Consider the following 22607-nt stretch of genomic DNA (forward strand, 5'->3'; position numbering starts at 1 on the left):
CCAGGCGGCACGCCCGACCGGACCGGATCAGCTCTTCGAGCGCAGGCGCATCAGCGCGACCCGGGCGCCCAGCCCGGCGCGCACCGCCGCACGGATCGGCGCCTGGTACCAGGCCCCGTACTTCTGCGCGAGGTAGAGGTAGGCGCTGCGGTGGTGGACCGCGAGCATCCGCGCCGAGGCCAGGCGGGTGGAGTGCCCGCCGAGGTGGGAGACGACCGCGTCGGCGAGGTAGACGTTGGTCCAGCCGCGCTGTCCGAGCGAGTCGCCCAGCTGGACGTCCTCGAAGTACATGAAGTAGCGGTCGTCGAACCCGCCGATCTCCTCGAAGGCCGTGCGGCGCACCATCACGCAGGCGCCGGAGAGCCAGCCCGCCTCCATCCGGCCGTGGCGGAGGGTCTCGACCGCGCGCGAGCGCCGGTAGGTCGCCGACCACGGGTTGCCGGGCCAGACGTGGGCGAAGACGGCGTGCCCGACGCCCGTGCCGAGCGAGGGCAGAGCGCGGGCGGAGGGGTAGATCGTGCCGTCGGAGTCGAGGATCCGCGGCCCGATCGAGCCGATCCGGTCGTCCGCCGTCGCGGCGGCGTAGAGGGCGTCGATCGAGCCGGGGAGGAAGACCGTGTCCGGGTTGGTCACCAGGATCCACTCCACTTCGGGCCCGAGGCGGTCGACCGCGTAGTTGACGGCCCGGCCGTAGCCGAGGTTCTGCCCGGTCTCGTGGAACTCGACCTGCGGCAGGCGCTCGACGACGCTGCGGACGGAGTCGTCCGTGGTCAGGTTGTCGACCACCACGATGCGCACGTCGTGCTCCGTCGCCTCCGGCACGGACTCGAGGCACGCGCGGAGGACCTCACCCGAGAAGTGGGTGACGACGACGACCGCGATGGGCAACGTCGAGCGGGCGATGGGAGCCTCCGGGTGGTGCGGCGTCGACGGGAGGAGTGCCCCGTCGGAAGAACTCGACGAGGCTAGCACGCGGCTCGAGCGGTGCCCGGGAGCCTGCGGCCCTCAGCGGACGATGTCGACGGGCTCGGTGCTGACGGCCACGGCGGCGGGGGAGACCGTCTCGATCGCGGGCAGCGCATCGTGCGCCGGACGGCGGAAGACGACGAACTTGTACATGCAGAAGTTCCACACCAGTCCCACGAGGACGGCGACGGCCTTGGCGATGTTGATCGCGAGGAAGGCGTTCTCGCCGGAGCTGGGGAGGAAGAGCAGCGAGTTGCCGAAGCGGGTGTCGAAGAAGACCTCGAAGCCGTAGATGATCGCCGACTGCAGGACCAGCGAGCTGAACCCGGTGACGAGGAAGAACTTCGCGAACGTGGCGACCGAGACCCTGCCCGGGTGGCGGAAGACGAAGAAGTGGTTCAGCGCGTACGAGATCGTGATGCCGACCAGGACGGAGAAGACGTTGGCGACGAGGGTCGGCAGACCGAGCAGGAGCACGAGCGTGTTGAGGATGAGGAAGTCGATCGCCGTGTTGGTGCAGCCCGCGATGAGGAAGCGGACTTTCTGCGATTCGAGGAGTCTCTTCATCTGCGGTGCTCTTTCCCGTCCCCCTCTGGCGTCGATGCCCGACCGTCGGGCTCCGACGGGCGTCCATCGGGGCAGGCGAACAAGGGGTGAACCGCCGTGCACTGTCGTCCATCGTAACCGCGGAGCCCTGCCGGGCGGTCGAACGGCCGGTGCCATGTTCCTGAGAGAGTGCGCGGGCGGGGCGGCGGGCCGCGGTGCGCGCTCGGAGGCTCGCGAGCACCGCCTCGTTATACTCGCAGGGCTCTCACCGGTCAGCCGGTGCACCGGAAGAACGGATCCTCCCCGCCTCATGCGCTCCCTCGCCGTCGTCGTCCCCACCTACAACGAAGTCGCGAACATCGCGACGGCGCTGCCGCGGGTCGCGCTCGCGGCGTCCCGCAACCCCGACTTCCACGTGACCGTCGCCGTCATCGACGACAGCTCCCCCGACGGCACCGCGGACCGCGCGCGCGAGCTCGCGGCCGAGCTCGGATCCGACACCTTCGAGGTCCTCGTGCTGTCGCGCGAGAAGAAGGAGGGGCTCGGCGCGGCGTACATCTGGGCCTTCCAGCACCTCCTCGCGGCCGAGCGCCGCTACGACTACCTGCTGCAGATGGACGCCGACCTCTCGCACGACCCGGACTACATCGACGCCTTCCTCCGCGAGGTGCGCGCGGGCGCCGACTTCGTGGTCGCCTCCCGCTACATCGCGGGCGGGGGCACTCCCGACTGGACGCTCGACCGCAAGCTGCTGAGCGGTGGCGGCAACCTCTACACGCGCCTCTTCCTCGGCTCGAAGATCACCGACTGGACCGGCGGCTTCAACCTCTTCAGCGCGGACCTCCTGCGCACCCTCCACCTCGAGACGATCCGCGCAGCCGGCTACGGCTTCCAGATCGTGCTCAAGTACCGGGCGCTGCGCCGGGCCCGCGGAGTGAAGGAGATCCCGATCGTCTTCCTCGACCGCACGGTCGGCAACTCCAAGATCCCGAGCGACACCCTCCTGAAGAACCTCCTGCTCGTCCTGGCCATCCGGTTCGGCGGGAAGCACCGGTGACGGCGGGTCCGACGGGATCCCCTCGGACCCGGAGGGCCCTCCTCGAGCTCGCCGCCCTCGCCGTCGTCGTCAGCGGGACCCTGCTCGTGCTCGGATTCATGGTCGGCACGCCGTGGCGGCCGCTGCTCTTCCGCGACGGCGACTCGCTGGCGCTGCCGCTGATCCTGCAGTCCTTCGCCGAGGGCCGCCCCGCGGCGTGGGTGATGACGAGCCAGCTCTTCCTCTTCCCCGAGCTCCCCGTCTTCGGCGTCGCGTGGCTGCTGACCGGTGGCGATCCCGCGGCGGCGCTCGCGGTCAACGCCGTGCTCAACGTCGTCCTCCTCTACGGCGTGCTCCGGATGCTCGCGCGACGGCTCGTCGCGGACCGGCACCGCCGGCTGCGGCCCGCGGCCGCGCTCGCCGGCATCGCCGTGCTGCTGGTGCTCTGCTTGACGGAGGGCCGCGCGCTCAACAACGAGGGGGCCCTGGCGACCACCTTCCTCCTCACGACCTACTACTACGGCGCGGTGCTCACAGGCCTCGCCGGGCTCGCCGTCGCTCTGGGCGCACTGCGCGAGCGCCGTCCGGCCGCGCGTCCGCTGCTCCTGGTCGGGGCGGCCGTCGCCGCGACGACCCTCTCCGATCCGCTCCTCCTGGTGCAGTTCGTCGGCCCCCTGCTGGTGGTCCTCGTCGTGCTGCTGGTGCTCGCTCTCGCTGCTCCCCGAGCGGTGATGATCGTCGCGGGCACGGTCCTCGGGGCCGCCGCGCTCGGAGCCGCGCTGCGGGTCCCGCTCGGCTTCCTGATCGGGACCGACGCCGGCGGGTACCTCCGGCTGCCGCTCGCCGGGACGGCCCTGGACGACCTGATCGTGCAGTTCCTGGTGCTGAAGGCGCCGCTGATCGGCAAGCTCGAGGTGGCGCTGCTGGGTCTGCTGCTGCTGGCGGCCCTCGCCGTCGTCGTGGCCGGTGCCGCCCGACTGGCGCGGGGAGCCGCCCTCGACGAGGCGGCCCGTGCGCGCTTCGCGGTGTGCGCGTTCCTGCCGGCGCAGACGGCGGTGCTCCTGGTGGTGCAGGTCTTCACCGGCAGCTCGGTCAGCCGCTACCTGATGCCGATCCCGGTGACCGCGACCGTGGTCGTGATCGCCCTGATCGGCGCCGCGGCGGCGCACCGGCGTGCTGCGGGCGCGCGGCTGGCGCCGGTCGTCCGCGTCGTCGCTCCGCTGGCCGCCGCAGGCCTCGTCGTCGCCGCCGTGCCGGCCACAACGGCGGTCGCCTCCGCGGCGGCCGAGGCGCGATCGGACCCGGACGCCGACTGCCTGGAGCGCTGGATCGACGGCCGCGAGCTCGCTGGCGTCGGCTCGTTCTGGTCCACGCGGCCGCTGGACCTCTACGGGCCGGCCTCGCTGCACGTCCAGCAGGTCAACTTCGACTTCACGGTGCAGCTGTGGATGAACAACCTGAGCGACTACCGCGACCGGCAGTACAGCTTCGTCCTGGCCGACCGCTCGCCCGACTGGGCGGGGCTCGCGCGCGGGACGCTCGGCGCTCCCTCCGATATCGTCGCCTGCGGGGGGTTCGACATCTACGACTACGCGGGCACCGACGGCGAGACCGAGCTGAACCGGATCGTCCAGACCAGCGTGGAGGAGCAGCGCCGTGAGCGCGGCTACTGACGTGCGCGGCCCGCGGACGGCGAGTCGGCGGCGCCGGACGCTCGTCGAGCTCGGATGGGCCCTCGTCGCCGCCCTCGTCTCGGTCGTCGCCGCCGTGCTCGCGCTCGGGATCGGGCCGCAGGACCTGACGGCCCGCTGGACCGTGGGCGGCGACGACCAGATCCTGCACTACACGCTCTTCACCAGCGCCACGCAGGCGTTCCCGTTCGACGGCAACGCGGCGCTCGGCTTCCCCGACGGGTTCAACGCCTTCTTCAGCGCGCAGTTCGACGTCGCCTCCGCCCTCGCCGTGTCGGTCCTGGCCCTCGTGGTGCGCGACGGGACGACGCTCCTGAACGTCTTCTACCTGGGCACGTTCGCGACGGTCGCCGTCACCGGCTACGTGTTCTTCCGCGCCCTCCGCACGCGGCCCTGGGTCGCGGCGTTCTCCGCGGTCCTGCTGTCGCTGCTGCCGTACCACTTCCTCCGGATCGGATTCGGCCACGCGTTCCTCGCCAACTACTGGGCGATCCCGCTCCTGGGCGTGATGGTGCTGATGGTCGCCGGACCGCGCACCGATCCTCTCCGAGCCTGGGCCGAGCGGGGCGCGACGCGGAGGAGCCGCGTACTGCGCTCCGTCGTCCCGGGAGTCGTGCTCGGGCTCCTGGTGGCGAGCACGGGCGGCTACTACTACGTCTTCGCGGTCCTGGTCCTCGGAGCGACCTGGGCGGTGAGCACGGCCGCCGGGCTCCTCTCCCGCGAGCGGCTGCGCGTGCTCGCGGTCTCGTCGGTGCCGATCCTCGCGCTCGGCGTGTTCGTCGGGCTCTCGCTGCTGCTGCTCTCGCTCGACTTCGGGGAGCGCTACAGCCCGTACTTCACGTCGCGGACCGTGGGGGAGTCGGAGGCCTACGCCGGCAAGCTCGTGCTGCTGGGCCTGCCCTGGTCGGGGACCGGGCTGCCGCAGGGGTACGGCCTGCTCAACACCTACGCGGGCCAGTCCGGCGTGGCGCCGACGACGGAGCCGCCCGGGTTCTCGATCCTCGCCAGCGTCGCGCTCCTGATCACGCTCGTGGCGCTCCCGATCTCCGCGCTCGGCGGCGGACGGGCGCTCCGTGCGACCGCGGTCGGCCGGTTCTTCTCGGACGCCCGCGTGCGCGTCCTCGCCGTGGCGACACTGGCCGCGCTCCTCTTCTACACGGTGACGGGCCTGGGCGTCGTGGTCTCGCTGGTGGCGGGGCCGACGATCCGTGCGTGGGCGCGGATGTCGATCGTCATCGCGGTCCTCGTCCTCGGCGTGCTCGCGCTTCTGCTCGATCGGGTCACGGCCCGTGGCGGTGTCCGGATCCTCGTGGCGGCGCTGCTCGCCGCCGTCGCCGTCATCGATCAGCTGGCCGGAGTATCGGCCGCGGTGCCGATCGCTCCGACCGACGACTCCGAGATGCGCTCGTTCGTGTCGGAGGCCGACGCGCAGCTGGACGACGGCTGCGGTGTGGTGGAGCTCCCCCTGAAGAGCTTCCCCGACAGCGGGCGGATCGGAGCGCTCTCCGACTACGACGAGGCGCTGCCCTACCTCGCGACCGAGGAGGGACGCCTCCGCTGGAGCTACGGGGCGGTGGAGGGCACCTACGGCTGGGACGTCTGGGGCGACGTCGACGACCCCGCGGAGTTCGCCGACGCCGTGGCGGGCAGCGGCGCCTGCGCCGTCTACGTGGACACCGCCGGCTACACCGACGACCCCGACGGCTGGCGGCCCTACGTCGAGGCGGCGACGGGGGACGTCGAGCCCGAGGTCGCCTCCGCCTCCGGGCGCTGGCTGCTGTTCACGACCCGGCGCTGATCAGCGGTCGTCGAAGGCCAGCTCGAGCAGGCGCCGGGCGGTGCGGTCCCACCCCGGGATCGGCTCCGGTGCGAGTCGCCGGGGACGGCGCAGCGCCTCTCCGATCGCGGCCGACCACCCGGTGCGGTCCGCCGGGTCGATGAAGACGGCGGCGGACTCCCGCCCGGCGAGCGCGTCGCGGAGGCCGGGGATGTCGGCCGCGAGCACCGGGGTGCCGCAGGCGACGGCCTCGAGGGCGGGCAGGCCGAAGCCCTCGTGCCAGGAGGGTATGGCGACGGCGTCGGCGCCCGTGAGCAGAGCCGGCAGATCCTCGTCGGCGACGTAGGAGGAGGCGAAGCGCACGTCGGCTCCTGCGGCGACCGCGCGGGCGACGGCGGAGTGGACGTCCTCGTTGTCCCAGCCGTCCCCGCCGACCAGGAGCAGGGTGTGGTTCTCCGGCCGCTCAGCCTGCCGGTACGCGTCCACCAGGGTGACGAGGTTCTTGCGGCGCTCGATCGATCCGACGAAGAGCAGGTAGGACCCGAGCCCGTGCTCCGCGCGGACCCGCGCCACCTCCTCCTCGCCGCGGGCATGGAAGAGGTCGGCGTCGATCGTGGTCGGCAGCACGCGGACGCGCGCCGGATCGACGCCCAGAGCGCTCTCGACCTCGGCCGCGGAGGACGGGGTGCCGGTCAGGACCAGGTCGCTGCGCCGGATCCACCGGGGCACGGACCGCGACAGCAGCTCTCGGCGCTCGCGCGGAACGAGCTCGGGCATCACAGCGAAGCAGACGTCGTGCACGAAGGTGATCGAGCGGGAGCGGGCGAGCGGCCAGCTCCGGAAGTTCGGGAAGAAGTAGGCGCCGCGGCCGAGCAGGAGGTCGATCCCCGGCGCGGGCACTCGGGTCAGTGCGCTCCACACCGGCCGGGGCAGCGGCACCGGTCGGACGCGCAGCGTACGGAAGCCGAAGCGCCCGAGCGAGCCCGCCTCGCTCGCCGGCACGACGAGGAGCACCTCGACCTCTGCGGCGGTCGCGTCGGTGTCCAGCGCGTGCAGCAGGCCGAGCAGGACGCGGCCGACCCCGGTCAGGCGCGGCGCCGCGAGGGCGGTCGCGTCGACCAGGAGGCGGCGGCGCCGCGCGGTCACGGCCTGCTGAGGCGGACGGTGGAGTCGATGTCGACGACGCCGTCGTGCACGGAGGCCCGCTCGACCGTGAAGGTCGCGGCGACCGGGATCCGCATGGTCTCGCCCTGCGAGAAGGTGGCCGAGGAGGCGTGCACGGCGTAGTTGCCGGCGCCGAGGTGCAGGTCGGGGAGGGTGAACGTGACCGTCATCTCTCCGTCGACCGCGCTCAGCGGCGTGCCGATGCGCTCGGTGTTCGTCCCGAAGACGCGCTGGCCGAGGGGGGTGTCGATGCCCATGCCGATGTTCCAGTCGTCGACCGGGCGGCTGGTGCGCACCGTGACGTCGAACTCGAGGGTCTCGCCGCTGCGGACGACCGTGCCGCCGTGCTCGATCGATCCGCCGCGCAGTCGGCAGCCCAGGATCTCGATGAGCTGGGGGGCGGGCTCGTCCGCGGCCTCGGCGGCCTCGGCCTCGCGCTCCTGGCGGGCGGCCCGACGGTCCTCGAAGCTCTCGCGGAGGACCTGGAGTCCCTCGGAGGTCTCGCCGTCGAAGACGACGGTGCCCTTCTCGAGGACGATGGTGCGGTCGCAGAGCTCGCCGACCTGCTCGAGCGAGTGGGTGACCAGCACGATGGTCTTCCCCGCGCGCTGGAAGGCGCGGATGCGGTCCATGCACTTGCGCTGGAACGGCTCGTCGCCGACGGCGAGCACCTCGTCGACCAGCAGCAGGTCGGGATCGGTGTGGATCGCGATAGCGAAGGCGAGCCGCACGTACATGCCCGACGAGTAGAACTTGACCTGGGTGTCGATGAACTCGGCGATCTCGGAGAAGTCGACGATCGAGTCGAACTTGCTGTCCAGCTCGCTGCGCGAGAGTCCGAGGATCGCGCCGTTGAGGTAGACGTTCTCGCGCCCGGTGAGGTCGGGGTGGAAGCCCGCTCCGAGCTCGAGGAGCGCGGCGAGGCGTCCGCGGCGCTCCACGGTGCCGGTCGTCGGCTGCACGATGCCGCCGATGAGCTTGAGGAGCGTGCTCTTGCCCGATCCGTTCGCGCCGATGAGGCCGACGGTCGAGCCCAGGGGGATCTCGAGGTCGACGTCGCGGAGTGCCCAGAACTCGTCGCGGTGCTTGCGCCCGCGGCCGAAGTTGACGATCCGCTCCTTGAACGACTTGTCCTTGCGGATGACGAAGCGCTTGGAGGCGTTGCGCACCCGGACGACGGTCGGGGTGCCGGAGGAGGCGGGCACGGACTCCTGCTTGCTGGTGAGGGTCACGATCAGATCTCCTGGGCGAAGTTGCCCTCGAGGCGGCGGAAGATCCGGTGGCCGATCCACACGAACACCAGCCCGACGACGAGGACGATGAGAAGGCGCAGCTCCATGTCCGGCGGCCACACCTGGGGGGCGATCTCCTTGCCGTCGATGATGCTGACGCGCGAGCCGTCTCCCCAGATCGCGCGCTGGAAGGCGAGGATCGCGTTCGAGATCGGGTTGATCAGGTAGAGCTGCTCGGCCCAGCCGTGGCCCGCTCCGGTGGAGGCGGCGACGACGAAGTTCCACGCGTAGACGATGGGGGAGAGCCAGAAGAAGATCTGCAGCCCGACCTCGACGAGGAACTGGACGTCGCGGAGGTAGACGTTGAGGGCCGAGAGGGCCAGGGCCAGCGCGAGGCCGTACACGAGCACGATCGCCAGCGCGGGCACGATATAGAGGAGCTGGACGCCGAAGATCAGCGAGCCCGTGAGGACGGCTCCCGCGATCAGGACGACGAACTGCACGCCGAAGTTGAACAGGGCCGAGCCGATGGCCGCCACCGGGAAGATCTCCCGCGGCAGGTACACCTTCTTGATCAGTCCGCCGTTGCCCAGGATCGACGTGGTGCCCGCGGTCACGATCTCGCTGAACAGGCCCCAGAGGGTGAGCCCCGAGAAGACGAAGATCGCGAAGTTCGGGACGCCGCGCGAGGCCCCGAGGATCTGGCCGATCGCCACGTAGTAGATGAGGAGCATGATCAGCGGCCGGACGAGGCTCCAGACGAAGCCCAGGCTGCTGTCCTTGTAGCGCGACTTCAGCTCGCGCCCGACGAGCAGGCGGAGCAGCTCGCGGTGCCGCAGGATCTCGGCGAGGGAGGCGACGAAGCCGCCCGAGCCGCCGCCGACGGCCGACGTGGTGCCGGCGATCTGGAACGGCTCGTCGGCGATCGCGCGCGCGCGATCCACAGCTTTGCTGGGCATGGAACTCCAAGCTCTCGGCCTCCGCCGGGCGACGGACCGCATCATTATACGTGCGGCCCACCCTGGAGCCCCCTGGCTGGCGTGCCGGTGCGCGGCGCATGGCGGGTAGTCTTGCTCCCGCTCGCCGACTGAACGACACGAACGAGGTGTTCGCCATGCCCACGCAGCCATCCGACGTCCCCCTGGACCCGGCGCCGCAGAGCGCTGGGGACCCCGCCCCCGTCCTCGGCGGCACGGGCGAGGACGCTCCTCCCGCTCCCGACCCGAGCCTCGAGTCGGCCGTCGGCGACGCCGCTCCCGCCGCCGTCCCGGCCGAGCCCGCCCGCACGTCCGGGGCTCCCATCGAGCCCCGTCTCGCCGAGCCCGAGTCCCCGGACGAGGAGCTCGCCCGCCTGCGCGCGCAGGTCGACTCCCTCCTCAACGACCCCTTCGACGAGTGGGTCGAGCGGATCCAGGTGGGCGGAGTGACCGCCTCCGGCTTCGAACGCACCCTCTCCTGGCGGGTGACGAAGCCGCTCCGCCTGGTGCGCACCTTCCAGATCCGCGTCGAGCAGCTCGGGCTGTCGGGCGCCGTCGGCCACAGCGCGCGCTTCGTGAAGCGCCGCCTGTCCGGTCGGGCGCGATGAGCGACCGGTCGCAGGTCTCGGCCGCCGGCGCGGCCGCCGCGCGCGCCCACCGCACGGAGGCGATGCTGCAGCGCCTGGAGCAGATCGGCGCGCTCCTCTTCGACGAGGAGCGCCGCGCCTCGCTGCGCACCCGCGGGCCCGGCCCGTACCTCGACGAGGTGGCCCGCGAGATCCGCTCGCGCCAGGACGACGAGCTGACCTGGGTCGCGCTGGTGTCGTTCACGGCCGCGTACCCGACGAGCGAGCTGTTCGACTGGTTCCGCCGCGCCCTCGAGCTCGCCCCCGAGGAGGCGGCGCTGCGCATCTTCCTCGAGGCGGGCTCCCGCACCGCGACCGGGTTCGCCGATCTGGACGCCCGTGTCGAGGTTGTCACCGGGGCCGTCCTGATCGACGTCGACTTCCCCGCCCGCCACGGTCACAACACCGGCGTCCAGCGGGTCGTGCGCCAGACCGTGTCCCGCTGGGACGCCGAGCACGAGATCGTCCCGGTCGCCTGGGTCCACGGATCGATGTCCTTCCGGCGCCTGAGCGCGATCGAGCACGAGCGCGTCGTCGACTGGTCCTCCGCCGGGCGGCGCGACTGGGAGCACGGCGATCCGGAGCGCATCGAGTTCGTCGTGCCCTACCGCAGCGTCGTCGTCATTCCCTCGGTGCCGGACTACAACCAGTGCGGGCCGCTCGCGGCCCTCGCCGAGTACTCCGGCAACGAGGTCGTCGTCCTCGGCCACGACGCCATCCCCGTCGTCAGCGCCGACACGGTGCCGCCGGAGGAGACGGTGCGCTTCGTCAACTTCCTCTCCGTGGTCAAGCACGCCGAGCGCGTCGCCACGGTGAGCGCCGCGGCCGCGCTGGAGTTCGAGGGCTTCGTGCGAGCGCTCCCCGCTCAGGGCCTCACCGGCCCGACCGTCGTCCCGGTCCCGCTGCCCGTGGAGCTCCCGGACGGCCTGCGCTCCGAGGGCCGGAGCGCGTCCGGCCTGCCGCTCGTGCTCTGCGTCGGCAGCCAGGAGCCCCGCAAGAACCATCTCGCGGTGCTGCACGCCGCCGAGGTCCTCTGGCGCGAGGGCCTGCGCTTCCGCGTCCGCTTCATCGGCGGGGCCAACCCGTGGGCGCACCAGGTCTTCGATCCCCGCGTGCGCGAGCTGGTCGCCGCCGGACGCCCGGTCGAGGTGCTCCGCGGAGCCGACGACGACGTCCTGATCGCGAGCTATCGGGAGGCGCTGTTCCTGGCGTTCCCGTCGCTGCACGAGGGGTACGGCCTGCCGGTCGCCGAGGCGCTGTCGATCGGGCTCCCCGTGCTGACCTCGCGCTACGGCAGCACGGCGCAGATCGCCGAGCACGGCGGATGCGTCCTGATCGACCCGGAGTCCGACGAGGAGATCACCGACGGCATGCGCCGCCTGCTGACGTCGCCGGAGCTCGTCGACGAGCTCCGCCTCGAGGCGGCCGAGCGGCCCGAGCGCACCTGGGACGATTACGCCCGGGAGCTGTGGGCCGCCCTGATCGGCCCCTCGGCCCTCATCGAGCACGAGGAGGCGCCCCGTGCGCTCTAAGCAGTACCTGGTCGACCGTCTCGCCACCCTGGTGCGCACCCTGGCCCCCACTGTGGAGCCGCTGGGCAGCGTCGACGCCCTCACCGGACAGCTGAGCGTTCTGCTGCCCGCCCCCACCGACCGCGAGGTCTGGCTGGTGCTCGCCGTCCTCCGCGGCACGCTCCCGCGCCGGGAGGACGTCGTCGACGGCCGTCGCCGGGCCCGGCTGGACGGCACCGCCGGTCTGCTCACCCACGCCGCGTCCACCATCGCCTCGAACCGGGTCTTCGCCCGCTTCCACCACCCCGAGGTCGAGGTGGTCGTCGGCGCGGTCGTCGTCGACGTGCACCACACCGCGCGCACGGGGCTGGCCACGGGCATTCAGCGCGTGGTGCGCCAGAGCCTCGTCCGCTGGACGCGCGACCACGAGATCCTGCTCGCCGGCTGGGACTCGACCCACGAGTCGCTCGTCATGCTCACCCCGGAGCAGAGCCGGAACGCCGTCTCGGGCGACGTGCCCGACGCCGCCGAGGACCGCTCCCGCGTGATCGTCCCGTGGCAGGGCACCTACCTCCTGCCCGAGCTCGCCGTGGAGGACGAGCGGACGTCGCGCGTCTCCGCTCTGGCCGAGTTCAGCGGCAACCGCACGGGCACCATCGGCTTCGACTGCGTGCCGGTCACCACCGCCGAGACGGCGAGCACCGGCATCAGCGCCGCCTTCTCGCGCACGCTCGTCGCCGTGTCGCACATGGACCGCATCGCGACCATCTCCGAGGCGGCCGCGACCGAGTACTCCGGCTGGCGCCACATGCTCGGCAGCGTCGGGATGCAGGGGCCGGACATCCGGCCGATCCTGCTGCCCTCGCAGCCGGAGAGCGTCTCGGACGAGGAGCTGGCCACCGCCGCGCGCTCGCTGGTGACCGGCGACCTCCCGCTCGTCGTCTGCGTCGGCAGCCACGAGCCACGGAAGAACCACCTGGCTGTGCTCCAGGCGGCCGAGCTGCTCTGGCGCCGGGGCGTGCGCTTCAGCCTGGTCTTCATCGGCGGCAACGCCTGGAGCAGCGCCGAGTTCGAGTACCGACTCGAGGTCCTCGAGGGCCAGGGCCGTCCGGTCCGCTCGCTCTCCAAGATCACCGACGCGCTGCTCTGGAGCGCCTACCGCCTGGCCCGGTGCACGGTGTTCCCCTCGATCAACGAGGGCTACGGTCTCCCGATCGTGGAGTCGATCTCGGTCGGCACCCCGGTCGTGACCTCCGGCTTCGGCAGCATGCACGAGGTCTCCGCCTCGGGTGGCGCGCTGTTCGTCGATCCGCACGACGACCACGACATCGCCGCGGCCCTCGAGCGGCTGCTGACCGACGACGAGCTGCACGCGCGGCTCTCGGCGAAGGCGCTCGCGATCGACGGCGGCACCTGGGACGAGTACGCCGCCCGCGTCTGGTCGTACCTCGTCGAGGGCGAGGGCGTCGACGAGCGGGGCCGGGCCGAGCAGTCGGACGCGACCGCCTAGGCGTCCTCGACCCACCGCGTGCAGAAGGCCCCCGCTCCAGGAGCGGGGGCCTTCTGCACGCGGTGGGCGCGGCTCAGTCGGAGCGGCGCGCCAGCTCGAGGTCGTTCTCGACCATGCGGGCGACGATCTCCTCGAAGCTGACGGTCGGCGCCCAGCCGAGCACTTCGCGGGCCCGGGAGGCGTCCCCGCGCATCTCGGGGGCGTCCACGGGGCGCGCGAACCGCGGGTCGATCGTGACCCGCTGCTCCCAGTCGTCGATGCCGGCCGCGGTGAAGGCGGCACGGACGAAGTCGCGGACCGAGTGCGCGACTCCGGTCGCCACGACGTAGTCGCCCGCCTCCTCGGCGCGCGAGGCGCGCACGAGGGCGTCCACGTAGTCGGGGGCCCAGCCCCAGTCGCGGCGCGCGTCGAGATTGCCGAGCGAGAGCACCGACTCGGCGCCCGTCGCGATCGCCGCGACTCCGGCGGTGATCTTGCGGGTGACGAAGCCCAGCGGCCGTCGAGGCGACTCGTGGTTGTAGAGGATGCCGGACGAGGCGTGCAGCCCGCGGCCACGGTAGACCGCGACGAGGTGGTGCGCGAACGCCTTCGCGGCTCCGTAGGGCGAAACCGGGCGGATCGGGGTCCGCTCGGTCTGCGGGTTCTCGGTCGCGGCCCCGAAGATCTCGGAGGACGAGGCCTGAACGAAGCGGACCTCCCGGCCCGCCGACTCCTGGAGCGCCAGCGAGGCCTCCAGGAGCGCGGCGACCGCGGTGCCGGTCACCTCCGCCGTGAGCACGGGCTCCTTCCACGAGAGCGCGACGGAGGAGAGGCCGGCGAGGTGGAAGACCGTGTCCGGCTGCGCCTCCGCGACGATACGGCCGAGGCCGGAGGCGTCGCGGAGATCGCCCTCGAAGGCGCGGACGGAGGCGGGAAGAGCGGCGTCGTCGGTCCCGCGCACGAGCGCGGAGACCTCCCAGCCGTCGGCGAGCAGGCGCTCGACGAGGTAGCCCCCGTCCTGACCGCTCGCTCCGGTGACGAGAGCGGCAGGCATGACTACTTGATCAGCGCGGACTGCTCGGCGAGGTCGTTCTCGACCATCATCGCCACGAGCTCGGGGAACGAGACCTTCGGCTCCCAGCCGAGAACATCGCGCGCCTTCGCCGGGTCGCCGATCAGCAGGTCCACCTCGGCGGGACGCATGAACGCGGGGTTCTGGGTCACGTACGGGGTCCAGTCCTCGATGCCGACGTGGTTGAAGGCGATGTCGAGGTACTCGCGGATCTCGTGGGTCTCGCCGGTCGCGACCACGTAGTCGTCGCCCTCGGGCTGCTGCAGCATGCGCCACATCGCGTCGACGTAGTCGCCGGCGAAGCCCCAGTCGCGCTTCGCGTCGAGGTTGCCGAGCTCCAGCGTCTCCTGGAGGCCGAGCTTGATGCGGGCGACCGCGAGGCTGATCTTGCGGGTGACGAACTCCGGGCCGCGGCGGGGCGACTCGTGGTTGAAGAGGATGCCGGAGGAGGCGTGCATGCCGTACGACTCGCGGTAGTTGATGGTCATGTAGTGGCCGAAGACCTTGGCCACTCCGTAGGGCGAGCGCGGCCAGAGCAGCGTCTCCTCGCTCTGCGGGACCTGCTGGACCTTGCCGAACATCTCGGAGGAGGAGGCCTGGTAGAACTTCACGCGCGACATGTCGGAGCCGGCGTAGAGGCGGGTCGCCTCGAGGATGTTGAGCACGCCCTTGCCGGTCACATCGGTGGTGAGCGACGCGTTCTCCCACGAGTAGGCGACGAACGAGATCGCACCGAGGTTGTAGACCTCGTCGGGCTGGGCGGCGGCGAGCACGCGCACGAGGCTCGACACGTCGGTCAGGTCGCCGGTGAGCAGGGTCACCTCGGGCACGGTGCGGCGGACCAGCTCGTACTTGGGGTTGTTCTGCCCGCGGACGAGCCCGAAGACCTCGTAGCCCTTCGAGAGGAGGAGCTCGGCGAGGTAGAGGCCGTCCTGGCCGGTGATTCCGGTGATCAAAGCGCGGGGCACGTGGTGGTCCAATTCGTCGGGGTCGATGACAGCGGGACACATACTACCCACGGGCACGGCCGGGCGCCGGGAGCGGTGCGGCCCGCCGGTATCCTGGCCGGGCTTCGGACCGATTGGACGCCATGCCGGAACTCCGCCCCGTCACGCTCGCCGTGCTCACCGTCTACCCGGGCGGGATGGGCGGCGGCGAGACCTACGCGCGCGCGCTCACGCGCCTCCTGGCGCCGCGGCCGGGGGAGGAGGGGCCCGACGTGCAGGTGCTCGTCCCCGAGAACGCGCGCGGCTTCAGCGAGGGCGTGCCCGAGGTCGTGGCCGAGGGGGTCGTCAGCGGGGCGGGCCACCGCCGCCGGGCCGTGGGGATGCTCCAGGCGCTCCTGCGCACGCCGCGCCTGCGCCGGCGCCTGGGCCGGGACGCGGTGCTCTACTTCCCGTTCACGGTCCCGCTCCCGTGGCCGTCGCGGCGGCAGGGGCACGTGCAGATGCTGTTCGATCTGCAGCACCGCGACCTCCCGCACCTCTTCCCCCGCGTTGAGCGCGTCTTCCGCCGGCTCGCCTACGAGGCGACCGCTCGCCGCGCCGACGCGGTCATCACCATCAGCGCCTTCACCAAGGGGCGGATCGTCGAGCTGCTGGGCATCCCGGAGGAGCAGATCCACGTGTCGCATCTCGGCGTGGACACCCGGCGCTTCGTCGCGAATCTGGGCACACGCGAGGACTTCGTCTTCTACCCGGCGCGCGCCTGGCCGCACAAGAACCACGCCCGCCTGTTCGAGGCGGTGCGCCTGCTTCGGGAGGAGGGGCACGCCCTCCGCCTCGTGCTGACAGGAGGGGATCTGGACCGCCTCGGCCCGCTGCCGGACTTCGTCGAGTGGCGCGGCCACGTCACTCCGGAGGAGCTCGCCGACCTCTACCGCCGAGCCGCGGTGCTGGCGTTCCCGAGCCTCTACGAGGGCTTCGGCCTCCCGCCGATCGAGGCGATGGCGTCGGGATGCCCGGTCGCCGCCTCCGACGCGGGCTCGCTCCCGGAGATCTGCGGGGACGCCGCGGTCTACGTCGATCCGCTCGAGCCGCGCTCGATCGCGGACGGGATCCTCGAGGCGATCGAGCGGACCGGCGAGCTCGGCCCGCTCGGCGTCGAGCGTGCCCGGTCCTTCAGCTGGGAGCGCTGCCGGGAGGAGCACCTCGCCGTGCTCCGCCAGGTGGCGCGGCGGCGCGGGCGCTGAGGAGTCCGGTCAGTCCCGCGGGTGCAGGAGCCGGCGCCAGCTCAGTCCCTGGGCCGCGCGCATCGCGCAGAGCACCACGAGCAGCCAGCCGGCGTCGAGCAGGATCGAGCTCTCGGCCAGCGCGGTGACCATCAGCACGGTCAGCACCAGCACCGGCCAGACGTGCACGACCGCCATGCGCTCGGAGGCGATCAGCCAGGAGCGCCAGAGCGCGAGGCCGATCAGCACGACGAAGAGGACCACCCCGACCGCGCCGACCTGCAGGGCCACGTCGAAGAGCGCGTTGAGGCTCGACGAGTGCGGGCGGCCCGAGAGGTAGTCGATGGCGGTGAAGGGGTAGAGGTCGGGCCGCCAGTAGCCCACCCAGCCCCAGCCGACGATCGGAGCGAGGTCCGTGAAGCGCCAGACCTGCTGCCAGAGCCGCAGCCGGAACTCGAACTCGCTGCCCGCGTTCAGCAGCTCGATCACCCGGTAGCGCAGGAGCCACACGGTGAGGGAGGCCGCGGCGGCGACGCCGAGCACCGCGAACTGCCGCCGACGGCGGTGGGTGCCGTCGCCGTGGCGCACCCAGCGCAGAGCGAGGGCGACGACGACGGCCACGGCGAGCACGCCCGCGCTCACGGCGGAGCGCGTGAAGAGGAGGGTGACCGCGGCGAGGGCGATCGAGGCGACGGCCGGCCCGCGGGCGACGGAGCGGGTCATCAGCTCCACCGAGAACGTCACGATCGCCAGCAGGCAGACCAGCCCGAGCTGGTTGCGCGTGCCGACGAGTCCCTGGATCGGCCCGCCGACCGCGAGCAGGCCCTCCACGCCGAGGAAGCGCAGCGGCTGGTCGATCAGCACCCCCGAGAGCACCTCCACGGCCAGCGAGGCGATCAGCACGACCCGCAGCACGTCGCCGACCGAGCGGATGATCTGGATGATGTCGCGCGTGAGGCCGATCGCGATCGCCAGGAACGCCAGGGCGAACTGGTAGACGACGCTCGAGACCGTGGCCCAGGTGTAGTCGCTCCACAGCACGCTGAGCGCGATCCAGCCGAGGAACACCAGGATGCTCGTGGGCAGCAGGCCCTCCCAGTCGAGCCGCCCGCGCCGCAGGACGAGCATGACCGCGGCGAGGGCGGTGAGCGTGGCGACGGCGGCGATGTAGCCGGGCCAGCCGAGGAGTCCGCGGACCGCCGGAGCGCAGAGGACGGTGACGAGAGTGGTCTGCGCGAGGGCCGCCGCGAACTGCGGGGACGCCGTCGCGTCGGCGACGGAGGCGGGGAGCGAGGGGCGGCGGGGCCTCATCGCCTCGGGGAGGCGTCGGCGAGGGGGAGCGGGGTCGCGGCGAGGACCTCGGGCGTCTCGCTCGCCGGCCGCTTGGTCTGCACTGCGAAGAGGACGAGGAGCAGCCAGCCTCCCTCGATGAGGATCCGGCTCTCGAACAGCGACTGCGCCAGGAGGGCGACCACGATCAGCAGCGGAGCGAGGCTGACGGCCGTGTAGGGGAGGGTCGAGGTCGCGTCGCGCCGCGGGCGGTCGACCGCGCGGAACCAGGAGCGCCACAGCGTCGAGACGGCGAGCGCCGCGAAGAGGACGAGGCCGACCGCTCCCAGCTGGAGGGCGACGTCGAGCCAGGCGTCGTGGGCCTGCAGGTAGAGCACGCCCTTGCGCTCGGCGAGAGTGTCGAACGGGGCGGCCCAGGGAGCCCAGTAGCTGACCCAGCCCCAGCCGAGGACCGGACGCTGCAGCGTGAGCGCGATCACCGAGTCCCAGATGCCGAGGCGGCCCGTGGCGTCCTCGCTCTTGCCGAGCAGGCCGAGGAGGGCGCCCCAGCCCGCGGCGCCTCCGGCGACGGCCGCCACCGCCAGCCCCGCGGCGGTCAGGTAGACGGGACGCCGGCGGGACTCGCCCCTCCGGCGAGCCCAGAGCGCGAACGCGGCCGCGAGGACGACGGCGACGAGGCAGAGCAGGACGGTCGCCGAGCGGGTGAGCAGGAGGGTCGCGACGAACAGGGCGACCCAGACCGCTCCCCACCGGCGCCGGATCGAGTGGGCCGCCAGCTCGATCGCGATCACGATCAGGCCGAGCAGGGCGAGGAAGCCGAGGAGGTTGCGGTTGCCGACGATCCCCTGGACGGGCTCGCCGGTGAAGAGGGCGGCCTGCGACCAGTAGAAGGCGTCGGGCGTCGGTCCGTCGGCGGGAGGCTCGACGCCGAACGGCAGGACGGGCTGCCGCACGACGACCGCGACCACGAGCTCGAAGAGGAGCGACAGGCCGACGGAGAGGCGCAGGGCCCGTCCGAGAGCCGTGAGCAGCTCCCGGCTGCTCAGCGTGACGGCGAGGACGACGCCGCCGAGCGTCGTCGCGAGCTGCGCCGTGACTCCGATCGCGCTCGCTCCCGGATAGGCGGACCACAGCAGCGAGAGCACCGCGAGCCCGAGGAAGAGGACCAGCGACTTCGGCGTGCGGGCCCAGCGCAGGCGGGGGCGGGCGCGGACGAGCACGGCGATCGAGGCGCCCAGGAGCACCGCGACGACGACGCCCCAGCCCCACCATCCGGCGAGGTTCCGCAGCGACTGGCCGGCCAGCAGCACGGCCAGCACCGCCACCGCGAGCGCTCGGGGAGCGGCGGGGGCGGCGCGTCGGATCATGGCGACCAGTCTAGGGAGCGGGGGCGGCGCGGCGGCGTGCCGGGCGCGCCGCCGCACCCTCCCCGGCCGGGGAGGCTCAGACGAACGCAGCGGCGCCGGTGATCGAGCGGCCGACGATCAGCGTGTTCATCTCGCGGGTGCCCTCGTAGGAGTAGAGGGCCTCCGCGTCGGCGAAGAAGCGGGCGACGCCGTAGTCGAGGACGATGCCGTTGCCGCCCATCACCTCGCGGCACCAGGCGACGGTCTCGCGCATCCGGGCCGTCGCGTAGGCCTTCGCGAGGGCGGAGTGCTCGTCGCGCTGCTCGCCTGCGTCGAGCATCTCGGACACGCGGGTCGCCAGGGCGATGCTGGCCGTGATGTTGCCGATGCTCTTGACCAGGAGGTCCTGCACCAGCTGGTGCCCGACGAGCGGCTTGCCGAACTGCACGCGCTCCTTCGCGTAGCGCAGCGCCGCGTCGTAGGCGCCGATCGCGACGCCGATGGCCTGCCAGGCGACTTCGGCACGGGTGAGCCGGAGCACCTTCGCGGTGTCGCGGAACGAGTTCGCGCCCTGCAGGCGCAGCGACTCCGGGACGCGGACGCCCTCGAGCACGATGTCGGCGTTCTGCACCGTGCGCAGGCTCTGCTTGCGCGCGATGGCGGTGGCGCGGTAGCCCGGCGTCGAGGTGGGGACGAGGAAGCCCTTCACCTGGCCGTCCTCCGCGTCCTTCGCCCAGATCACGGTCACGTCGCTGAAGGTCGCGTTGCCGATCCAGCGCTTCTCGCCGTCGAGGATCCAGTCGTCGCCGTCCCGGCGGGCGGTGGTGCGCAGGCCCTGGGCGGAGTCGGAGCCGGAGTGCGGCTCGGTGAGGCCGAAGGCGCCGACGACCTCGCCCGAGGCGAGCTTCGGCAGCCACTCGGCGCGCTGCTCCTCGGAGCCGGCGACGCCGACCGTGCCCATCACCAGGCCGTTCTGCACGCCGACGTAGGTCGCGATGCCCGCGTCCACCCGGCCCAGCTCGAGCGCCACCCAGCCGCGGAACACGGCGGAGTTCTCGATCGCGCGGGTCTCGGGCCAGGAGAGGCCGATGACGCCGGTGGCGTGGATCCCGGGGATCAGCTGCCGCGGGAACTCCGCGCGCTCCCAGTACTCGTCGGCGATCGGCCGCACCTGCTCCTCGAGGAACGCGCGGACGCCGACCAGCAGCTCCTTCTCGGCGGGCGTGAGCGCCGCCTCGAACCCGTAGAAGTCGGCCCCCAGGGTCTCGAAGGTCGTGCTGTCCATGCTCTGTGCTCCCTCGCTCGTCGGATGCGGCACGGCGACCGCTCCGACGGCGACAGTGCTGCTACTCCCAGCGTACGAAGCGCGCCTGCGAGTGCCGCGTCCTCTGGCGGAGAGCACCAACAGGCGGGCCCTCCTCCCGGGCCCGCGTTGTGGATCCTGCTAGCGTCGCAGCGGAGCGGCCCCGGCGCGTCCGGCTGAGCGGCTCGGACCCACCCCTCGGACGGAAGGCCAGCGCTCCCGTGTTCATCCCGATCGGCAACACCCCCCGCGACTACGCCTGGGGCTCGCTCACCGGCATCTCGGAGGCCCTCGGCACCGCGCCCTCCGGCGCCCCCGAGGCCGAGCTCTGGCTCGGCGCGCACCCGGGCTCGCCCGCGCGCATCCTCGACCCCGCCTCGGTCGGCGCCGGCACGCTCGCCGAGTGGATCGCCGAGCACCCCGAGGCGGCGCTCGCCGGAGTGGAGGGGTCGGTCGATCCGGTCTCGGGCGCTCCCCGTCTGCCGTTCCTGCTCAAGATCCTCGCCGCGGGCGGGCCGCTGTCGCTCCAGGCCCACCCCTCGTCCGAGCGGGCCCGGCGCCGGTTCGTCGAGGAGGAGGAGGCCGGCATCCCGCGGGACGCCGCCGATCGCAACTACAAGGACCCGTTCCACAAGCCCGAGCTGATCTACGCGCTCAGCGAGAGCTTCGACGCGCTCTGCGGCTTCCGCGAGCCGGCGGACGCCCGGGCGCTGCTCGCCGAGCTGGCCGGGCGCGCCCCGGCGGAGGAGGCGGCCGCGATCGCGCGGTTCGCCCGGACGCTCGAGGGCTCGGAGGTCCTCCGCGGCGCCGTGTCGTGGCTGCTCGCCGACGGCGACCGCGCCGAGGTCGCCGCGCTGGTGTCCGCGGTCGTCGCGGCGTCCACGGGCGACGACCGCCTCGAGACGACCACGGTCCGGGACCTGGCCGAGAGCTACCCGGGCGACCCCGGCATCGTGCTCTCGCTCCTGCTCAACCGCGTCCGCCTCGCCCGCGGCGAGGTGCTCTACCTGCCCGCCGGCAACATCCACGCCTACCTCGCGGGCACGGGCGTGGAGCTGATGGCCGCCTCCGACAACGTGCTGCGCGGGGGCCTCACGCCCAAGCACATCGACGTGCCCGAGCTGGTGAGCGTGCTCGAGTTCTCGCCGCTGCCCGTGCCCTACCTCCCGGCCGAGGAGGCCGGGCCGGGCGTGCGCGTCTACCGTCCGGACGTCCCCGACTTCGTGCTCGCCGTCGTGGAGCCCGAGTCGGAGGAGCCGGCCCGCGTCGCCCTGCACGGGCCCGCCATCGCGATCGCGACCGAGGGCTCGCTCTCGCTCGAGGGCGCCGAGGGCTCGGTCCGCGTCGAGCGCGGCGGCAGCGTGTTCGTGACCCCGTCGGAGGGCGCTCTCGCCGTCACCGGACGGGGCACGCTCTTCGTCGCGACGGTCTGACCCCTCCAACGACCCGGCCGCTCAGGCGGCGAACGTGCGGCGGTAGGCCGCCGGCGTGGTCCGCAGGACGCGCGTGAAGTGGTGGCGCATCACCGCGGCCGTGCCGAAGCCGACCCGCGCGGCGACCGCCTCGAGGGTCAGCTCCGTCTCCTCCAGCAGCACCTGCGCCCGGAGGAGGCGCTGGCGGGTGAGCCAGGCGAGCGGAGTCGTGCCGAGGTCGGCCCGGAAGCGGCGCGCGAAGGTGCGGGGGGCCATCAGGGTGCGACGGGCCAGCGCCTCGATCGAGAGGTCCTCGTCGAGGTGCTCCAGCATCCACTCGGTGACCTCGGCCAGCGAGTCCGCGCGCGCCTCGGGAACGGGGGTCCGCAGGTACTGCGCCTGCCCGCCGTGGCGCTGCGGGGGCACGACCATCCGCCGGGCGACGACGCTCGCCGCCGTCGCGCCCAGCTCCTCGCGCACCACGTGCAGCGCCGCGTCGATGCCGGCCGCGGTGCCCGCGCTCGTCACGATGCGCCCCTCCTGCACGTAGAGGACCTCGGGGTCCACCGTGACGGAGGGGAAGCGCCGGGCGAGCTCCGCGGCGTGCATCCAGTGGGTGGTCGCGCGCCGGCCGTCGAGCAGGCCCGCCTGCGCCAGGGTGAAGGCCCCGCTGCAGACGCTGAGGATCCACGCGCCGCGCTCGTGAGCCTCGCGGAGGAGGTCGAGGACCCGCTCGTCGGCGGGCCCGCGGCCGTGGGCGGGGACGGCGATCAGGTCCGCGTCCCGGGCCGCGTCGAGACCATCGGCGATCAGCAGGTCGAATCCGAGGCTCGTCCGGACGGGGCCCGGATCGGGAGTGGCGATCCGGAAGTCGAGGGCGGGACCTCCGTCGGCGCCGCGGTCGATCCCGAACACCTCGCAGACGACCCCGAGCTCGAACGGCGCGAGGCCGGGCAGGGCGAGGAGGGCGACGGAGCGGAGCACGGTGGCAGGATATCG

The 22607-nt window shown here is 72.8% G+C and carries 19 protein-coding genes; 8 read left to right on the forward strand and 11 right to left on the reverse strand.

The window, feature by feature from the left end; genetic code table 11:
* Positions 1-27 precede the first annotated feature (27 nt).
* Both C5C35_RS01775 and C5C35_RS01780 read right to left on the reverse strand, forming a co-directional pair.
* Positions 28-888, reverse strand: coding sequence for a glycosyltransferase family 2 protein (locus tag C5C35_RS01775; RefSeq protein WP_244229466.1), 861 nt, complete (start codon positions 886-888; stop codon positions 28-30).
* Between the two features lie 117 nt (positions 889-1005).
* Positions 1006-1533, reverse strand: a complete 528-nt coding sequence (locus tag C5C35_RS01780) for a GtrA family protein (protein ID WP_104223158.1) — start codon at positions 1531-1533, stop codon at positions 1006-1008.
* Between the two features lie 289 nt (positions 1534-1822).
* Between C5C35_RS01780 and C5C35_RS01785 the strand changes: the two genes are divergently transcribed.
* Genes C5C35_RS01785 through C5C35_RS01795 form a run of 3 tightly spaced genes read left to right on the forward strand, consistent with a single transcriptional unit; the run spans position 1823 to position 6037 of the window.
* Positions 1823-2569: a polyprenol monophosphomannose synthase gene (locus tag C5C35_RS01785; protein ID WP_104223157.1), complete on the forward strand. Its 747-nt coding sequence runs from the start codon at positions 1823-1825 to the stop codon at positions 2567-2569.
* Positions 2566-4221, forward strand: a complete 1656-nt coding sequence (locus tag C5C35_RS01790) for a hypothetical protein (RefSeq protein ID WP_104260499.1) — start codon at positions 2566-2568, stop codon at positions 4219-4221. The genes C5C35_RS01785 and C5C35_RS01790 overlap by 4 nt, the downstream gene beginning before the upstream one ends.
* A complete protein-coding gene (locus C5C35_RS01795; protein WP_146084548.1) occupies positions 4205-6037 on the forward strand; it encodes a hypothetical protein in 1833 nt (610 codons plus the stop codon). Before C5C35_RS01790 ends, C5C35_RS01795 begins: the two co-directional genes overlap by 17 nt.
* On the opposite strand, the gene C5C35_RS01800 is transcribed toward C5C35_RS01795, so the two are convergent.
* Genes C5C35_RS01800 through C5C35_RS01810 form a run of 3 tightly spaced genes read right to left on the reverse strand, consistent with a single transcriptional unit; the run spans position 6038 to position 9371 of the window.
* Positions 6038-7162 carry a glycosyltransferase family 1 protein gene (locus C5C35_RS01800; RefSeq protein WP_104262428.1) on the reverse strand — a complete coding sequence of 375 codons (1125 nt, stop codon included), beginning with the start codon at positions 7160-7162 and terminating at the stop codon, positions 6038-6040.
* On the reverse strand, positions 7159-8412 hold the full coding sequence (locus C5C35_RS01805) for an ABC transporter ATP-binding protein (RefSeq protein WP_244229465.1): 1254 nt from the start codon (positions 8410-8412) through the stop codon (positions 7159-7161). Before C5C35_RS01805 ends, C5C35_RS01800 begins: the two co-directional genes overlap by 4 nt.
* Positions 8413-8414: 2 nt before the next feature.
* A complete protein-coding gene (locus C5C35_RS01810) occupies positions 8415-9371 on the reverse strand; it encodes an ABC transporter permease (RefSeq protein ID WP_104262429.1) in 957 nt (318 codons plus the stop codon).
* Between the two features lie 155 nt (positions 9372-9526).
* Between C5C35_RS01810 and C5C35_RS01815 the strand changes: the two genes are divergently transcribed.
* From C5C35_RS01815 to C5C35_RS01825, 3 genes are read left to right on the forward strand one after another with little or no spacing between them, the layout of a single operon-like run.
* Positions 9527-9997 carry a hypothetical protein gene (locus C5C35_RS01815; RefSeq protein WP_104223152.1) on the forward strand — a complete coding sequence of 157 codons (471 nt, stop codon included), beginning with the start codon at positions 9527-9529 and terminating at the stop codon, positions 9995-9997.
* Positions 9994-11547 (forward strand): glycosyltransferase, encoded by a 1554-nt coding sequence (locus C5C35_RS01820; protein WP_104232816.1) that lies wholly within the window; start codon positions 9994-9996, stop codon positions 11545-11547. The genes C5C35_RS01815 and C5C35_RS01820 overlap by 4 nt, the downstream gene beginning before the upstream one ends.
* Positions 11537-13036, forward strand: a complete 1500-nt coding sequence (locus C5C35_RS01825) for a glycosyltransferase family 1 protein (protein WP_104262430.1) — start codon at positions 11537-11539, stop codon at positions 13034-13036. The genes C5C35_RS01820 and C5C35_RS01825 overlap by 11 nt, the downstream gene beginning before the upstream one ends.
* Positions 13037-13109: 73 nt before the next feature.
* Here the strand turns inward: C5C35_RS01825 and C5C35_RS01830 are convergent, their stop codons facing one another.
* The gene (locus C5C35_RS01830; RefSeq protein WP_104260494.1) at positions 13110-14069 is read right to left on the reverse strand and encodes a GDP-mannose 4,6-dehydratase; all 960 of its coding nucleotides are present in this window, start codon (positions 14067-14069) and stop codon (positions 13110-13112) included.
* 2 nt (positions 14070-14071) lie between these two features.
* Complete coding sequence (locus C5C35_RS01835) at positions 14072-15055, reverse strand: GDP-mannose 4,6-dehydratase (protein ID WP_104275317.1); 984 nt, start codon at positions 15053-15055, stop codon at positions 14072-14074.
* Positions 15056-15177: 122 nt separating this feature from the next.
* On the opposite strand from C5C35_RS01835, the gene C5C35_RS01840 reads away from it, so the two are divergent.
* Positions 15178-16278: a glycosyltransferase family 1 protein gene (locus C5C35_RS01840; RefSeq protein WP_104262431.1), complete on the forward strand. Its 1101-nt coding sequence runs from the start codon at positions 15178-15180 to the stop codon at positions 16276-16278.
* 9 nt (positions 16279-16287) lie between these two features.
* Here C5C35_RS01840 and C5C35_RS01845 read toward each other — a convergent pair whose 3' ends face one another.
* The 3 genes from C5C35_RS01845 to C5C35_RS01855 form a co-directional block, all read right to left on the reverse strand.
* A complete protein-coding gene (locus tag C5C35_RS01845) occupies positions 16288-17568 on the reverse strand; it encodes an O-antigen ligase (RefSeq protein WP_104262432.1) in 1281 nt (426 codons plus the stop codon).
* A complete protein-coding gene (locus C5C35_RS01850; RefSeq protein WP_104262433.1) occupies positions 17565-18914 on the reverse strand; it encodes an O-antigen ligase in 1350 nt (449 codons plus the stop codon). Before C5C35_RS01850 ends, C5C35_RS01845 begins: the two co-directional genes overlap by 4 nt.
* Positions 18915-18990: 76 nt before the next feature.
* Positions 18991-20178, reverse strand: a complete 1188-nt coding sequence (locus C5C35_RS01855) for an acyl-CoA dehydrogenase family protein (protein ID WP_104262434.1) — start codon at positions 20176-20178, stop codon at positions 18991-18993.
* Between the two features lie 239 nt (positions 20179-20417).
* On the opposite strand from C5C35_RS01855, the gene manA reads away from it, so the two are divergent.
* The gene (gene manA, locus C5C35_RS01860) at positions 20418-21629 is read left to right on the forward strand and encodes a mannose-6-phosphate isomerase, class I (RefSeq protein WP_104262435.1); all 1212 of its coding nucleotides are present in this window, start codon (positions 20418-20420) and stop codon (positions 21627-21629) included.
* 21 nt (positions 21630-21650) lie between these two features.
* On the opposite strand, the gene C5C35_RS01865 is transcribed toward manA, so the two are convergent.
* Positions 21651-22592 carry a GlxA family transcriptional regulator gene (locus C5C35_RS01865; protein WP_104262436.1) on the reverse strand — a complete coding sequence of 314 codons (942 nt, stop codon included), beginning with the start codon at positions 22590-22592 and terminating at the stop codon, positions 21651-21653.
* Positions 22593-22607: the final 15 nt, after the last annotated feature.

The sequence above is a fragment of the Rathayibacter sp. AY1F8 genome (genome assembly GCF_002932165.1).
Classification (GTDB): Bacteria; Actinomycetota; Actinomycetes; order Actinomycetales; family Microbacteriaceae; genus Rathayibacter.